The sequence below is a fragment of the Micrococcus lylae genome (assembly GCF_900163825.1).
Taxonomy (GTDB): domain Bacteria; phylum Actinomycetota; class Actinomycetes; order Actinomycetales; family Micrococcaceae; genus Micrococcus; species Micrococcus lylae.
The window spans coordinates 84,329-99,690 of the sequence record NZ_FUKP01000014.1 but is presented as its reverse complement, the minus strand read 5'-3'; the positions used below and the strand labels follow the sequence as shown (position 1 = coordinate 99,690).

Sequence of the window (15,362 nt, the reverse complement as noted above, 5' to 3'; positions counted from 1 at the left end):
TCTCAGTCCTCCTGCGTGAAGTCCGGCGTCATGCCGCGGGCGACCTGGATGGCGTCGTTGCTGACACCGGCCGGAACCATCGGCCACACCATCGAGTCCCTGGAGACCACGAAGTCGATGACCACGGGGCGGTCGTCCACTTCCAGGGCCTTCCGAATGGTCTCGTCCAGGTCCTCCTCGCGCTCGCAGCGCAGGCCGACCGCGCCGTAGGCGTCGGCGAGCTTCACGAAGTCCGGGACGCGAACGGTGCCGTGCCCGGTGTTCAGGTCCGTGTTGGAATAGCGCGAGTCGTAGAACAGGGTCTGCCACTGACGGACCATGCCCAGGGACGAGTTGTTGATGACGGCCACCTTGATGGGGATCCGGTTGATCACGCAGGTGGCCAGCTCCTGGTTGGTCATCTGGAAGCAGCCGTCGCCGTCGATGGCCCAGACCACGCGGTCCGGATCGCCGACCTTGGCGCCCATCGCGGCGGGCACGGCGTAGCCCATGGTTCCCAGTCCGGCCGAGTTCAGCCACTGGCGCGGGCGCTCGTACTGCACGAACTGCGCGGCCCACATCTGATGCTGGCCGACGCCGGCGACGTAGGTCGCCTCGGACCCGGAGAGCTCGGACAGGCGCTGGATGACCTTCTGCGGTGCCAGCAGGCCGTCCTCCGGCTCGGTCCAGCCGAGCGGGTAGGTCTCGCGCAAGCGGTTCAGCACGCCCCACCAGCCGGTGAGGTCGGGCATGCCCACACCGTCGGGGTCGCGGCGCAGTTCCTCGGTGAGGTCCGGGACGATCTCCTTGAGGTCGCCGACGATCGGGATGTCCGCCTGACGGTTCTTGGAGATCTCGGCGGGGTCCACGTCCGCGTGGATGACCTTGGCCCCCGGGGCGAAGCTCGCGAGCAGTCCAGTGACGCGGTCGTCGAAGCGTGCACCGAGCGTGATGAGCAGGTCCGACTGCTGCAGGGCCGCCACGGCGGAGACGGAGCCGTGCATGCCGGGCATGCCGACATGCAGCTCATGGGAGTCCGGGAAGACGCCCCGCGCCGTCAGCGTGGTCACCACGGGGATGCCGGTCACTTCGGCGAGCTCGCGCAGCTCGGCCGAGGCGTCGGCGCGCGCGATGCCGCCGCCGACGTACAGCACCGGTCGGGCGCTCTGCCGGATCAGCCGCGCGGCGGCCCGGATCTGCCGCGGGTGGCCGCGGCGCACCGGCCGGTAGCCGGGCAGCTCGGGCTTCGGCGGCCAGGAGAACTCGAACTCGCCGACCTGGGCGTCCTTGGTGATGTCCACCAGCACCGGGCCCGGCCGGCCGGTGGCGGCGATGTGGAAGGCCTCGGCCAGTGCCTGCGGGATGTCCTCCGCCCGGGTGACGAGGCGGGAGTGCTTGGCGATCGGCATGGTGACGCCGACGATGTCCGCCTCCTGGAAGGCGTCCGTGCCGATCGCCGTGGAGTTCACCTGCCCGGTGATGAACACGACGGCCTGGGAGTCCATGTGGGCGTCGGCGATGGCAGTGACGAGATTGGTGGCTCCGGGCCCGGAGGTGGCCAGGGCGACGCCGGGACGGCCGGTGGCCAGGTAGTAGCCCTGGGCGGCGTGGCCTGCGCCCTGCTCGTGGCGCACCAGGATGTGACGGATGGACGAGGAGTCCATCAGCGGGTCGTAGGTCGGGAGGATCGCGCCGCCCGGAAGGCCGAAGACATCGGTCACACCGATCTCCTCGAGGCTGCGGACGATGCCGGCGGAGCCGGTCATGCGGGTCGGCTCGACCGTGCGGCACGGGCCGGGGACGCGCGGCTCGATGTTGTCGGAGCGGTGGGGACGGGGCGGGCGGGGCGTCGGCGGTGCCGTGGCCGTGCCCGCGCGCTGCGGCGTGCTCATGAATGCTCACCTCGGTGGACGGAGGGTGGTGGAACTCTGGGTCCATCCGCGGACCCGCCGACCTGGTGGGGCCGGGGGTCCTCCGCGGCCGGCCCTGTGGTGGGGGACGGACGCGACGGGTGGTCTCCTGGGTCACACTATCCGCGCAGCGCGGCGACTCCGGCCATGTGCCCTCGGGGACGTCTCACCATGCGGGATCCATGACCGGATCGTGAACAGCGCGGCCGACGAGGTTCGTGACGAGCACCTGTGCGGGGACACCCGGGCGCAGCCTGCCGAGATCGAGGCCGAGCGCGTCGGCGGGCACCGCGGTGACGGCACGCAGCGCCTGTTCCAAGCCGATCCCGGCGGCCACGGCGTGCTCGACGGAGCCTGCCAGGGTGACGGTCGAGCCGGCGATCGCCCCGGGCTCCCGACCCTCGCCGAGTACCCGGGCGACACCGCGGGCGACCGTCACCGCGAGGGGCCCGAGCCGGTAGTCGCCGTCCGCGCAGCAGGCGGCCGCCATCGCGTCGGAGACCATCGCCCACCGACGGCCCGCCTCGGCGGCGGTGCGGCGCAGCACGGCCGGATGCAGGTGCACGCCGTCGGCGATCGTCTCGATCGTCACCAGCCCGGCCCGGGCACCCTCCAGGAGCGCGAGGACGGGTCCGGGGTCCCGGTGGGTCGGTCGGCGGCAGCCGTTGTACAGGTGCGTCGCCACGGTGGCCCCCGCCTCGATGGCCTGCAGCGTGGTCCCGTAGTCGGCGGCGGTGTGTCCGACCCCGACGACGGCCCCCGCCTCCGCCAGCCGCCGCACCGCGTCGAGGCCGCCGGGCAGCTCGGGCGCCAGTGTCACCATCAGCGGCGCCCCGTCGGCGGCGGCGAGCAGCCGGTCCACGTCGGCCGGTGTCGGAGCGCAGAGCGCCGCGGGGTCGTGTGCGCCGCGGTGGTCCGGGGCGAGCCACGGCCCCTCGAGATGGAGCCCGGCCAGCACCCCCTCGGCCACGAGCGGGGCCAGGGCACGGACCTGGCGCTCCACCACGGGCACCGGCTCGCTCACGAGCGAGGCCACGACGTGCGCCGTGCCGTGGGCCCGCAGCGTCGACGCGGCGTGGCGGGCCGCCTCCGGCCCGTCGGAGAAGGACGCACCCCCGGCGCCGTGGCAGTGGATGTCCACCGGCGCCGGTGCGAGGACCACATCGCCGAGGTCGTGGACCGGCGCCCCCGCCAGGCGTGCGGCGAGCGCCCTGCCTGCGCTCGGCTCGCCCGCGGCCGCAGAGTCCTCCCCCGGGCCGTCGACGACGGTCGACGCGGAGCGTGCCGACGGCAGACCCGGACCGGACCACACGGCCAGGACGCGGCCGACGTCCAGGGCGAGGCGGCCGTCGTCGTGCATCACGTCCCCGTCATGGACGTGCGCGGCGCGCAGGATGCAGGGGCCCGCGCCCGGCACACGCCGACCGCCCCCGGCGTCAGGCACGGGGGCGGTCGGCGGCGTCGGCGTCATATGGCCTCGAGGACGTGGGCCTCAGCCCAGGTAGGCGCCCTCGGCGGCCGAGTGGACGAGCTTGGCGTACTTGCCGAGCACGCCGGTGGTGAACTTCGGCTGCACCGGCTCCCAGGACTCGCGGCGGGCGGCCAGCTCGGCCTCGTCCACGAGCAGGTCCATGGAGCGGCCGGCGATGTCCACGCGGATGCGGTCGCCGTCCTGCACCAGGCCGATCGGACCGCCTTCGGCGGCCTCCGGGGCGATGTGGCCGATGCACAGGCCCGTGGTGCCGCCGGAGAAGCGACCGTCGGTGATGAGCAGGACGTCCTTGCCCAGGCCGGCGCCCTTGATCGCGCCGGTGATCGCGAGCATCTCGCGCATGCCCGGGCCGCCCTTCGGCCCCTCGTAGCGGATGACCACGACGTCGCCGGCGGTGATGGTGCCGTCCTCGAGGGCGTCCATGGCGGCGCGCTCGCGGTCGAAGACGCGGGCGGTGCCCTCGAAGACGTCGGCGTCGAAGCCGGCGGACTTCACGACGGCGCCCTCGGGAGCGAGCGAGCCGTGGAGGATCGCGATGCCGCCGTTGGGGTGCATCGCGTCGTCCATGGTGCGGATGACCTTGCCGTCCACCGGGTCGGGGTCGAGCGCGGCCAGGTTCTCGGCGAGGGTCTTGCCGGTGACGGTGAGGGTGTCCCCGTGCAGCAGGCCCTCGTCCAGCAGGGCCTTCATGACGACCGGGACGCCGCCGATGCGGTCCACGTCCGTCATGACGTACTGGCCGAACGGCTTGAGGTCTGCGATGTGCGGGGTGCGGTCGGCGATGCGGTTGAAGTCGGACAGCTGCAGGTCCACGCCCGCCTCCCGGGCGATGGCGAGCAGGTGCAGCACGGCGTTGGTGGAGCCGCCGAACGCCATGGTCACGGCGATCGCGTTCTCGAACGCGGGCTTGGTCATGATGTCCCGGGCCGTGATGCCCTGGCGGAGCATGGTCACCACGGCCTCTCCGGAGCGGCGCGCGAAGGCGTCGCGGCGGCGGTCCGCGGACGGGGCGGCGGCGGAACCGGGCAGGGACATGCCGAGCGCCTCGCCGATGGAGGCCATGGTGTTGGCGGTGTACATGCCGCCGCAGGCGCCCTCGCCCGGAACGATGGACTTCTCGATGCGGAGCAGGTCCTCCTCGGACATGAGGCCGCGGGCGCAGGCGCCGACCGCCTCGAAGGCGTCGATGATGGTCACCTGCTTCTCGGTGCCGTCGGTCAGGCGGGCCACGCCCGGCGTGGTCGATCCGGCGTAGACGAACACCGAGGCCAGGTCCAGGCGGGCGGCGGCCATGAGCATGCCCGGCAACGACTTGTCGCAGCCGGCGAGCAGGACGGAGCCGTCCAGGCGCTCGGCCATCATCACGGTCTCCACCGAGTCGGCGATCACCTCACGGGAGACGAGGGAGAAGTGCATGCCCTCGTGGCCCATGGAGATGCCGTCCGAGACGGACACGGTGCCGAACTCCAGCGGGAAGCCGCCGGCGGCGTGGACGCCGTCCTTGGAGGCCTGGGCGAGGCGGTCCAGGGAGAGGTTGCACGGGGTGATCTCGTTCCAGGACGAGGCGATGCCGATCTGCGGCTTGTCGAAGTCCTCGTCCCCCATGCCGACCGCGCGGAGCATGCCGCGGGCGGCGGTGCGCTCCATGCCGTCGGTGACGTCGCGGGAGCGGGGCCTGGCGTCGACCTCCGCCGACCCTGCAGTGCTGTCCTGAGCCTTCGAGGTGGTGTCCATGCGCACATCATAGGGACGGCGTGCGGCAGTGAGACGGTCGCGTCCGCCAGATGACATGCAATCGGATCGTGACCTGTCACGGCACTGCCCCGCCGACGGCCTCACGTACGTTGGAGACATGGACTCGCTCACCCTCCAACGACGGCTGCGCGGCGTGTTCGACGCTCGGGTCTTCAACCACGGCGACTACAACCTCGTCTACGGCCAGACCTCCGGCACGGCCACGCCGTACGTGATCGGCTACCGGCGCGCCCCGCAGGAGCTCGTGCTGTGCCCGGTCGATCCGTCACGCCCGGTGGTGGAGGACGATGCGGACCCGAGCGAGGTCTCCACGGTCTCCCTGGGGAACGTGGCCACCGTCGCGGACACGGGCAGCGGCTATCAGCTGGAGACGGTGACGGGCTTCCGCACCTGGTTCGAGGTCTCCCCCCGCTGCCGCGTGCACGTGGGTGACCTCTCCGAGACCGGCGTGGCCGAGCTGGACCAGTCCGACGACGCCGCGGACTTCCACGAGTTCATGTCCGGATTCATGGACGAGCTCGACGGTCTCTACGCCGATGTGGACATTCGCAAGAAGGCCTGATAGAGTCTTCTCTCGTTGCAACGGAGCGAGTCCGAAAGGAACGGTCCGGAGCATGTTCTGCGCCTCTAGCTCAATTGGCAGAGCATCAGACTCTTAATCTGCAGGTTCCGGGTTCAAGTCCCGGGGGGCGCACACACCAGAAGGGCCCGTCACCGCGAGGTGACGGGCCCTTCGTCGTACCGGGCGCCCGCACCGCGATCGGTCGTGTGAGAAACGCCTCATCCTCCCGGGGCGGGCGCGGACCGCATGTGTCAGAGTGGAGCCATGACCACCGAGAACACCCGCCTTGCCGTCGGGGACACCGCACCCGACTTCACCCTCCAGGACCAGGACGGCCGCCCCGTCTCCCTGCACGACCATGCCGGCAAGAACGTCATCGTCTACTTCTATCCGGCCGCCTCCACTCCGGGCTGCACCAAGCAGGCCTGCGACTTCCGCGACTCCCTCGCCTCCCTCAAGGCCGCCGGCTACGTGGTGCTCGGCATCTCCCCGGACCCGATCGGCAAGATCATCCGCTTCGCCCAGAAGGAGGGCCTGACCTTCCCCCTGCTGTCCGACGAGGACCATGCGGTGGCCGAGGCCTACGGCGCCTGGGGCGAGAAGAAGAACTACGGCAGGACCTACGAGGGCCTGATCCGCTCCACGATCGTGGTGGACCCGGCCGGCAAGGTCAGCCTCGCGCAGTACAACGTGAAGGCCACCGGCCACGTGGAGCGCCTGCGCAGGGCCCTCGGGGTCGACTGATCCGCCCCGGTCCGGGCCGATACACTGGGCACCCTGACCGGGCCGTCCAGCGCGGCCCGTCTGCGCGGGCGTGGCGGAACTGGCAGACGCGCTGGATTTAGGTTCCAGTGTCCTACGACGTGGGGGTTCGAGTCCCCCCGCCCGCACTCATTCAGCCGCAGAATCATGCGGTTGCACGAGGCTCCTGTCCCCATTGGGCCGTCCTCGAAGCCGCCCAGCACGACACCGACCGCGCCACTCAGGCGCTCCTGTCCGCCGTGCCGTTGCCCCAGTCCGTTGCTCTCCTGACTCGAGTTCGCCGTGGCACTGGCACCGCTGATGACCTTCGGTGTGGTCGCACCCCGTCGTGCCACGAGCAGGGCTCCTTCTGTCTTGGTCGCCAGGTCTGTGATGAGGTCACGGATGACCGCGATTTCCCGGCCCGGGAGTGGGTGCGGGCCGCTGTGCTGGTGGGGACGGGGCGTGGCCGCGCCTACGATGGGCACATGAAGCGTCCGGTCTTGCTTGTCCTGCTCGTCCTCATTACCGTGGCGGCTGTCGTGGCTGTGTGGTGGTCCGGTCGTCAGCCGGCGCCGGAGGCCGCCGTCAACGACGTGAAACCGTTTCAGTACCAGGCGGACGCCCGGCCCACGGTCGAGGTCTACGGGGACTCCATCAGCCAGGGCGACTCCAGCAACTTCTCCTCTGGCGACACAGGCCCCACCTCATGGGTCAGCCACTTGGGCGGGCCTGACGGGCTGCGCTTCGTCGGCGGATTCGCACAGGGCGGTGCGGGTGCCGAAACGATCCGGAACTACATCGCCGGCCAGCACACGTCAGATGTTGTCATCTACGAGATCGCCACCAACGACCTCCGCCGTGGGGTCTCCTGGGACGAGTGGGCGGATCACACCCTGCGCTTCCACGAGGAGGCGGCCATCGGGGATGACCTTTTCGCCGTGGTCTTGATCGGGCCGATGGATGACCGCAGCGCGGAGGCGGTAGCGGAGTGGAATGACCGCACCCGCGAGTTCGCTGAAGATCAGGGGTGGGCTGTTCTGGACCCCTGGGATGGATTGCGTGATGACGACAACACCTGGGTTGCTGGCATGTCAGCCGATGCGGTGCACCCGAACAAGAGCGGCGCGCAGGTTCTAGCGGCCAATATGGCTAAGGAGGTGCGCTCCGCCCTGGCCGAGCGGTGAATCACGGCAGGATCGGACAGTACTGCTTACTGGCGGCGCGGATCGCCGCGATGTCAATCCACCGCATGGTGCCGCCCGCGCCGCAGCGGTTGCACCAGTTTTCCAGCGTTTCAGCTCCAGCGGCCAATTGCCGCGCGACAGCACGGATCGGCTCTGACCGTAGGCCAGCTTCGAGTGCCTGGCGGTCCCAGACCATATGCGCAGCACGCTCACGCAACTCAAGGCCTGACGGGCTGATGCACGCAGAGGTGCCCGGCAGGGCCTCAGCCCGCGAGGCTCACGGCCGGGTTCATGATGGTCTCGTACTCGAGGGGCGTCAGCCGAACCAGACGGAACTGCCGGCGCCCAGGGTGGTCCTTAGGCTCGATCCACGTGACGATCGCGATCCGCAGCTCCTGGCCGGCCTTCCACCTCTTGCGATCCAGAACGTTCTTCTGACAGCAGTGCGAAGAACCATTCCATGGCCTCGTTGACACCGGCAGCACCGGCCTCGCCCATCGAACCCGTCAGCTGGTGGCGATTCAGCGCATGCACAAAGGTCCTGGACCGAAGGTCTCACCGGCGATCTGGGCCAGGGTCACGCCGTCGTCGCCGGCGCGGGCGACGCACACGACAGCGTCGCGGAACTCTTGGGGGTACGGAGCGAGCACAGGACCATCCGTCCAGGCTGCCCTGCGGGCAAGCCAGATCAGATGTCACCTCACCGTGCATCAGCTGCGCCGGCACGGCTGACCCCAGAGGACACGCGGCGTCGTTGCGGCACCTTTCGCGTAGTCTGGTGTCGTGTCCGCCGCCCTCTGGTGGCGCTCACATTCGGCTTGCTGGTGCGCCTGACAGCGGATTCGCAGGCCCCACCACGGGGCGGCGTCGGGGTTCGAGTCCCCGCCCGCACTCGTCACGACGACGGCCGCGTCCGTCCGGAGGACACCGCACCAGGGTGCCCCCGCCGCAGGGACGGCGCCAAGACCGAACGACACCGAGGGAGGCCTGCCATGGAGCTGTCGCGCCGTGCCGCCCTGGGCCTGGGCCTGTCCGGGCTCGCCCTCGCCGCGGCAGGCTGCACCGAGGACCTGCGCCGCCCGGCTTCGCCGACTCCCTCGCCGAGCGCCTCCTCGAGCGCAGTCGCGGCGACCGGACCCCGCGGCCGGACCCTGGTGGTCGGCTCCCCCGGGCGTCTCACCTCCCGCGACCCTCACCTGCAGTGGGACTCGGAGACCTTCCGCGTCTCCCGCCAGGTGTTCGAGACCCTGCTGGGCGTGGACCCGGAGACCGGCAAGGCCGTGCCCGCCCTGGCCGAGAGTCACGAGGTGACCGCCGACGGTCGCATCCACCGCTTCCGCCTGCGCGAGGGGGTGGTGTTCTCCGATGACACCCCGTGTGATGCGGCTGCCGTGGCGGCCAACGTTGAGCGCTGGGCGGCGAAGGATGAGCGCGAGGACGTCACCGCCTCCCCCTTCGTTTCCGTCTTCGGCGCCCACCTGGGCGAGGAGGACTGCCGTCTGGACTCCGTCGAGGTCGAGGACGAGCTGACCCTGCGGCTGACGCTCAGCACGCCGCTGCGACATCTGGCGATGGCCTTGACGGCACCGCATTTCGCCATCTCCTCGCCCCAGTCCTGGGAACGCACTGCCCATACCCCCGAGGGCAGCGTCTCCTCCCCCGCCGGCACGGGGCCCTATCGCTGGGCCACGGCACAGGAGTCGCACGCGGCCCTCTCTGCCGCCTCGGCCGTGCGCCGGGGCGCCGTGCTGGTCGCCAGCTCCACCTACCGCGGCGAGCGCCCGCAGGCGTCCCCGGTGATCGTGGCCTCCTGGGGCCGGGTCGGCACCCGCCTGCGCGAGTTCCGCCGCGGCCATGCGGACGTCATCGACGTGGTCTCCCCGCCGCAGCTGCGCCCGCTCGTGGAGTCCGGCGCCCAGGTCCTGCAGCGCGACCCGCTGTCCGTGCTCTACCTGGGCATGAACATGGCGCACCCGGTGATGGGCTCGCTCTACGTCCGGCAGGCCGTGGCGCACGGCGTGGACCGGCCGGCCCTCGCCCGTTCCGGGCTCTTCCTGGACGGCACCTCGATGGCCCATGACGTGGTGCCGCCGACCCTGGGCGTGGCCAACGAGGACGCCGAGCGCTACGACATCAACCCCCGTGAGGCCCGCGACCTGCTCCACCTGGCCGGCTACGAGGGCGAGCCGCTCGAGTTCCTCTACCCGACCGGCACCGGCCGGCCGTCCCTGCCCACCCCGGAACTCGTCTACGCCCGGATCGCCGAGGACCTCGGGAAGATCGGGCTGAACATCGTGCCCGTGCCCGTGCCCGCGGACGAGGACTACCAGCGCACGGTCCGTGAGCGCGAGGGCCGAGCGCTGCACCTGATGAGCCGTGACGGCCTCTTCCGCGACCCCCACGCCTTCATCGAGCCGCTCTGCCGTTCGGACGCCGCGGAGACGAACTACGCGAACCCCCACGTGCAGCGGCTGCTGCAGCGCGCGGCCCTGGCCGAGGACGACGATCGCCGTCGCGAGGTGTTCGGGCAGATCCTCGCCTCCCTCGCCCTCGACCTCCCGGTGCTGCCGCTGGTCTATCCGATCTCCGCGGCCGCCGTGGGCGCCCGGGTCCAGGCCTACCCGACCTCCCCGCTGCTGGACGAGCACTACTCCTCCGTCCGGCTCTCCGCCGACTGAAGCGGCACCTGCCCGGAGTGCGTCCGGGGCCGCCAGACCCGGCCCGTCGGAGTGAGTCCCGTCATGCCGGTGACAGGACGTGGGCGCGGCGCCCGCGGTAGTAGACTCGGGCCCGAGCGGACGGACCCCGCAAACCTCCCGTCCACGGTGGTCGGGACCGGGTCCCACCCGCACCCGCATCCGCGTCCTTGACCTCGGAGAGTTGTTTTTCGTGACCACGCAGACCACCACCACCCACGACGTCGTCCTCATCGGCGGCGGCATCATGTCCGCCACGCTCGGCACCCTGCTGCAGAAGCTGGAGCCGACCTGGTCGATCGCCCTCTACGAGAACCTGGACCAGGCCGGCCTGGAGTCCTCGGATCCATGGAACAACGCCGGCACCGGCCACGCCGCCCTGTGCGAGCTGAACTACGCACCCCGCCAGGCCGACGGCACCGTGGACCCGACCAAGGCCCTCGGCATCAACGAGCAGTTCTGGGTGTCCCGGCAGTTCTGGTCCTCCCTCGTGCAGGACGGCACCCTGAAGGACCCGAAGTCCTTCATCAACCCGCTGCCGCACATGTCCTTCGTGTGGGGCGACGACCATGCCGACTACCTGCAGGCCCGCTACGAGGCGATGTCCGCGCAGCCGCTGTTCGAGACCATGGAGCACACCGAGGACCCGGAGAAGATCCGCGAGTGGACCCCGCTGCTCATCAACGGCCGCCACGACGGCAAGCGCCTGGCCGCCTCCCGCGTGGCCGGCGGCACCGACGTCGACTTCGGCGCCCTGACCCGCCAGCTCGTCACCCGCATGGCCGACTCCGGCGTGGACGTGCGCTTCGGCCACAAGGTGACCGGCCTCACCCGCGGCACCGACGGCCGCTGGGAGGTCGGCGTGAAGAACCGTGCCGCCGGCGAGTCCTTCACCGACCGCGCCCGCTTCGTGTTCATCGGCGCCGGCGGCGGCGCCCTGCACCTGCTGCAGGCCTCGGGCATCCCGGAGGCCAAGGGCTTCGGCGGCTTCCCGGTGTCCGGCCAGTTCCTGCGCTGCACCGACGAGTCGATCGTGTCCCAGCACATGGCCAAGGTCTACGGCCAGGCCCAGGTCGGCGCCCCGCCGATGTCCGTGCCGCACCTGGACACCCGCTTCGTCGACGGCAAGCGCTCCCTCCTGTTCGGCCCGTACGCCGGCTTCTCCACCAACTTCCTGAAGTCGGGCTCCTACCTGGACCTGCCGTTGTCGGTCCGTCCGCACAACCTGGTGCCGATGCTCGCCGTGGCCAAGGACAACATGGACCTGACCAAGTACCTGGTCACCGAGGTCCTGAAGTCCCAGGACAAGAAGGTCGAGACCCTCAAGGACTTCTTCCCGGAGGCCGACGGCTCGAAGTGGGAGCTGATCACCGCGGGCCAGCGCGTCCAGGTGATGAAGAAGGACAAGAAGAAGGGCGGCGTGCTGCAGTTCGGCACCGAGGTCGTCACCCACGGCGACGGTTCCCTGGGCGCCCTGCTCGGCGCCTCCCCGGGCGCCTCCACCGCCGCGCCGATCATGCTGTCCCTCCTGGAGCGCTGCTTCCCGGCCAAGATGGACGCCTGGAAGCCGCAGTTCGAGGCGCTGGTGCCGTCCTACGGCCGCAAGCTCAACGAGGACCGTGCCCTGCTGGACGAGGTGCGCTCGGCCACCGACTCCGCCCTGCAGCTGAACTGACCTCGTGAGGGCTCTCGCGCGGTTCTCCCTGGCACACCGCGCGCTGATCGCGCTGATCACGGTGTTCTGCACCGTGTTCGGCGTGATCGCGGCGGGTCAGCTCAAGCAGGAGCTGGTCCCGTCGCTGGAGCTGCCGGTGATCTCCGTCACCACGGTGTATCCGGGTGCCGGCCCCGAGGTCGTCGACGACGCCGTCGGCGAACCCCTCGAGCGTACCCTCCAGGCCGTCGAGGGGCTCGAGTCGACGCGGTCGACCTCGTCGAACGGCTTCAACGCCGTGCTCCTGCAGTTCGAGTACGGGACCGATCTGCACCGTGCCCGCGGTCAGGTCGACCGCGCCGTCTCCAACCTCGCCCCGCAGCTGCCGGACGAGGCGGAGACCACCTCCTTCGCCGGCTCGTTCTCCGACTTCCCGGTGATGTTCCTCGCGGTGTCCTCGGACTCGGACCTGAACCGCACCCGGCAGCGGGTGGAGGACGTGGCGGTGCCCCGACTGCAGCGTCTGGAGGGCGTGCGCGGCGCGGAGGTCACCGGCGGCACACAGGAGTACGTCTCGATCGTCCCGGACCAGGCGGGGCTCGCCGCCGCGGGGCTGTCCACGCAGGACATCGTCACCGCACTCGAGGAGAACGCCGGCCTGTTCCCCATCGGCCAGGTGACGGAGGGCTCGCTGACGCTCCCCGTCCAGGCCGGGTCTCCGGTCGAGGACATCGAGGATCTGAAGGACATCGTGCTGGTGCCCGCGGACGGCGAGTCCTCCTCCCCGGACCGCGCTCCCCCGGCCCTGGGCGATGTCGCGGAGGTCTCGATGGCCGAGGCCGAGCCCACATCGGTCTCCCGCACCAACGGCGTGGACACGCTGTCCCTGAGCATCACCGCCACCCCGGACGCTGATCTGGTGCGCGTCTCCGAGGCCGTGGAGGAGATCCTGCCGGAGCTGGAGGGCGTCGTCGGGGACAACGCCCGCTTCACGGTGGTCTTCGATCAGGCCCCGTTCATCCAGCAGTCCATCGACACGCTGTTCCTGGAGGGCGTCCTGGGCCTGGGCTTCGCGGTCCTGGTGATCGCCGTCTTCCTGCTCTCCCTGCGTTCCACCCTGGTCACGGCGGTCTCGATCCCGCTGTCGCTGCTGGCCACGCTGATCGGCGTCTGGCTGTCCGGCTACTCGCTGAACATGCTCACGCTGGGCGCGCTGACCATCGCGATCGGCCGTGTGGTGGACGACTCGATCGTGGTGGTGGAGAACATCCGCCGCCACCTCGGCCTCGGCGAGGATCGGCGCACGGCGATCGTGCGCGGCACCGGCGAAGTCGGTCTGGCGATCACCGCCTCCACCCTCACCTCGGTGGCCGTGTTCGTCCCGGTCGCGTTCGTCTCCGGCCTGGCCGGCGAGCTGTTCCGGCCGTTCGCCGTGACCATGTCCCTGGCCCTGCTGGTCTCTCTGCTGGTGGCGCTGACGATCGTGCCGGTGCTGTCCTTCTGGTTCCTCGGCGGCACGGCGTCGCGGCGGACAGCGGGACAGGCGGCCGCTGAAGGGCTTGTCGACGACGGCCCCTCGCCCTCCGCTCGTCCGGTCGCCCACGCCTCCTGGCTGTCCCGGGCGTACCGCCCGGTGCTCCGCGGCACCCAGGCTCATCCGAAGACCACGATCGCCGCCGCGCTAGCCGTGCTCGTCGGCACCGGGGTCCTCGTCCCTCTGCTGCCCACCAACCTGCTGGGCGATACGGGCCAGAACTCCTTCACCGTCACCGCGCGCCAGAGTCCGGGCTCCTCGCTGGAGGCCACGACCGCTGCGGCCGAGAAGGTCGACGAGGCCCTGCGCGGAACCGAGGGCGTGCAGGATGTGCAGTTCACGGTCGGCTCGGCCGGGATGATGGCGATGTTCGGCGGCGGCGCCACGGACGAGGCCAGCTTCACCGTGGTCACCGACCCGGCCGTGGACCAGCCTGCCCTGCAGGACGAGGTGCGCGACAGGTTGGCCCGTCTGCAGGACGTGGGCGAGGTGGAGGTCTCCCCCGCCGAGGGCTTCGGCGGCTCGGACATCGAGGTCACGGTCACCGCGCCGACCCCGGAGCAGCTCTCCGCCGCAGCGGAGCAGGTCGCGGACCGGATGCGCGGCCTGGAGGGTGTGCGCGAGGTGACCACGCCGGCCACAGACACCCGCCCCACCTTCCAGGTGGAGGTGGACCCGCAGGCCGCGGCCGCCGCCGGGCTCACCGAGGAGGCGGTCTCCGGCCAGGTGGCCGCCGCGATGGATGCGGTCCCCTCTGGCCAGGTGCGCTTCGGGTTCACCGACTACACCGTGCGCCTGGGCGATCCCGAGCCGGTCACCTCCCGCGCCGAGCTCGAGGCCGTCGAGGTCATGACACCGACGGGGCCGGTGGCCCTGTCCGAGCTGGCAGAGGTCCGCCAGGAGGACGTCCCGGCGAGCGTGACTTCCTCCGACGGCGAGCGGACCGCGGTGGTGTCCGTGACTCCCGGCTCCGACGACCTCGGCACGGCCGCCGCGGCTGTCCGTGAGGCCCTCGACGGCATGGAGTTCGCCGAAGGCGTCGCGGCGGAGATCGGGGGCGCCGCCTCCCAGCAGGAGAAGACGTTCCGGGATCTGGGCCTGGCCCTGCTGGCGGCGGTGGCGGCGGTGTACGTCGTCATGGTGGCGACGTTCCGCTCGCTGCTGCAGCCGTTCGTGCTGCTGGTCTCCATCCCGTTCGCAGCCACCGGCGCGTTCATCGCCCTGCTGGTGACGGGCACCTCCCTGGGGCTGCCGAGCCTGATCGGCATGCTCATGCTGGTGGGCGTGGTGGTGACGAACGCGATCGTGCTGATCGACCTGATCAACCAGTACCGCCGGGACCTGGGGCTCGGGCTGGACGAGGCGATCGAGCTGGGTGCGCTGAACCGCGTCCGCCCGGTGGTCATGACGGCCCTGGCGACCATCCTGGCGCTCATGCCGATGGCCCTGGGCGTGACCGGCCACGGCGGTTTCATCTCGCAGCCGCTGGCGGTGGCGGTGGTGGGCGGTCTGCTGTCCTCCACGGTGCTGACGCTGGTCGTGCTGCCGGTGCTCTACCGGTTCGCGGAGGCCCGTGGCGAGCGCCGCCGCCTGGCGGAGCAGTCCCGGATCGAGCAGGCACGAGCCGAGCAGGAACGACAGCTGCGCGAGGCCGAGGCGGCCGCACAGGCCGGTGCCGGGGACCCCGCCCCCACTCCGGGCTCTCGGCGCCGCGGCCTGCGCGAGCGCCTGAGGAAGCTCTCTCCGCGGCGACGCCGCACCGCCTGATCGCGACTGCCCGCGTCGGCAGCGCCTGAGCGCCGTTGCCGACGCCGCGCCACCGACTCACGCGACCAGAGCCTCCGACCGCACG

At 71.1% G+C, this 15,362-nt stretch carries 10 protein-coding genes, 2 tRNA genes and 1 pseudogene; 8 read left to right on the top strand and 5 right to left on the bottom strand.

Features of this window, described 5'->3' with window-relative positions:
• Positions 1-2 precede the first annotated feature (2 nt).
• From FM125_RS02400 to ilvD, 3 genes are all read right to left on the bottom strand, one after another.
• The gene (locus FM125_RS02400) at positions 3-1,871 is read right to left on the bottom strand and encodes an acetolactate synthase large subunit (protein ID WP_087133530.1); all 1,869 of its coding nucleotides are present in this window, start codon (positions 1,869-1,871) and stop codon (positions 3-5) included.
• Between the two features lie 184 nt (positions 1,872-2,055).
• On the bottom strand, positions 2,056-3,249 hold the full coding sequence (locus FM125_RS02395) for an N-acetylglucosamine-6-phosphate deacetylase (protein WP_087133555.1): 1,194 nt from the start codon (positions 3,247-3,249) through the stop codon (positions 2,056-2,058).
• 132 nt (positions 3,250-3,381) lie between these two features.
• Positions 3,382-5,115, bottom strand: a complete 1,734-nt coding sequence (gene ilvD / locus FM125_RS02390; protein WP_087133529.1) for a dihydroxy-acid dehydratase — start codon at positions 5,113-5,115, stop codon at positions 3,382-3,384.
• Between the two features lie 118 nt (positions 5,116-5,233).
• Here ilvD and FM125_RS02385 point away from each other — a divergent pair, with 118 nt between their 5' ends.
• The 5 genes from FM125_RS02385 to FM125_RS02365 all read left to right on the top strand — a co-directional run bounded on the left by FM125_RS02385 (position 5,234) and on the right by FM125_RS02365 (position 7,626).
• Positions 5,234-5,698: a hypothetical protein gene (locus tag FM125_RS02385; protein ID WP_067188796.1), complete on the top strand. Its 465-nt coding sequence runs from the start codon at positions 5,234-5,236 to the stop codon at positions 5,696-5,698.
• Between the two features lie 59 nt (positions 5,699-5,757).
• Positions 5,758-5,830: transfer RNA gene (locus FM125_RS02380), tRNA-Lys, on the top strand.
• Positions 5,831-5,962: 132 nt separating this feature from the next.
• The gene (bcp, locus tag FM125_RS02375) at positions 5,963-6,442 is read left to right on the top strand and encodes a thioredoxin-dependent thiol peroxidase (RefSeq protein WP_067188798.1); all 480 of its coding nucleotides are present in this window, start codon (positions 5,963-5,965) and stop codon (positions 6,440-6,442) included.
• Positions 6,443-6,506: 64 nt separating this feature from the next.
• Positions 6,507-6,588, top strand: a tRNA-Leu gene (locus FM125_RS02370).
• 339 nt (positions 6,589-6,927) lie between these two features.
• The gene (locus FM125_RS02365; RefSeq protein ID WP_143745192.1) at positions 6,928-7,626 is read left to right on the top strand and encodes an SGNH/GDSL hydrolase family protein; all 699 of its coding nucleotides are present in this window, start codon (positions 6,928-6,930) and stop codon (positions 7,624-7,626) included.
• A gap of 263 nt (positions 7,627-7,889) precedes the next feature.
• Here FM125_RS02365 and FM125_RS12210 read toward each other — a convergent pair.
• Positions 7,890-8,175, bottom strand: a pseudogene (locus FM125_RS12210) (IS3 family transposase); the annotation flags it as partial.
• Positions 8,148-8,276: a hypothetical protein gene (locus tag FM125_RS12380; protein ID WP_281251961.1), complete on the bottom strand. Its 129-nt coding sequence runs from the start codon at positions 8,274-8,276 to the stop codon at positions 8,148-8,150. The gene FM125_RS12380 and the pseudogene FM125_RS12210, both read right to left, overlap by 28 nt.
• A gap of 342 nt (positions 8,277-8,618) precedes the next feature.
• Here FM125_RS12380 and FM125_RS02355 point away from each other — a divergent pair, with 342 nt between their 5' ends.
• From FM125_RS02355 to FM125_RS02345, 3 genes are all read left to right on the top strand, one after another.
• On the top strand, positions 8,619-10,304 hold the full coding sequence (locus tag FM125_RS02355) for an ABC transporter substrate-binding protein (protein WP_087133527.1): 1,686 nt from the start codon (positions 8,619-8,621) through the stop codon (positions 10,302-10,304).
• A gap of 211 nt (positions 10,305-10,515) precedes the next feature.
• Entirely contained in the window at positions 10,516-11,997 is a 1,482-nt protein-coding gene (locus tag FM125_RS02350) for a malate:quinone oxidoreductase (protein ID WP_087133526.1), read from the top strand.
• A 4-nt stretch (positions 11,998-12,001) separates the two neighbouring features.
• Positions 12,002-15,277 carry an efflux RND transporter permease subunit gene (locus FM125_RS02345; protein WP_087133525.1) on the top strand — a complete coding sequence of 1,092 codons (3,276 nt, stop codon included), beginning with the start codon at positions 12,002-12,004 and terminating at the stop codon, positions 15,275-15,277.
• Positions 15,278-15,362: the final 85 nt, after the last annotated feature.

Excerpts from the sequence above, each read along its gene's own strand:
- FM125_RS02400 (WP_087133530.1), bottom strand. The coding sequence starts at position 1,871 with ATGAGCACGCCGCAGCGCGCGGGCACGGCCACGGCACCGCCGACGCCC.
- FM125_RS02395 (WP_087133555.1), bottom strand. The coding sequence starts at position 3,249 with ATGCACGACGACGGCCGCCTCGCCCTGGACGTCGGCCGCGTCCTGGCC.
- ilvD (WP_087133529.1), bottom strand. The coding sequence starts at position 5,115 with ATGGACACCACCTCGAAGGCTCAGGACAGCACTGCAGGGTCGGCGGAG.
- FM125_RS02385 (WP_067188796.1), top strand. The coding sequence starts at position 5,234 with ATGGACTCGCTCACCCTCCAACGACGGCTGCGCGGCGTGTTCGACGCT.
- bcp (WP_067188798.1), top strand. The coding sequence starts at position 5,963 with ATGACCACCGAGAACACCCGCCTTGCCGTCGGGGACACCGCACCCGAC.
- FM125_RS02365 (WP_143745192.1), top strand. The coding sequence starts at position 6,928 with ATGAAGCGTCCGGTCTTGCTTGTCCTGCTCGTCCTCATTACCGTGGCG.
- FM125_RS02355 (WP_087133527.1), top strand. The coding sequence starts at position 8,619 with ATGGAGCTGTCGCGCCGTGCCGCCCTGGGCCTGGGCCTGTCCGGGCTC.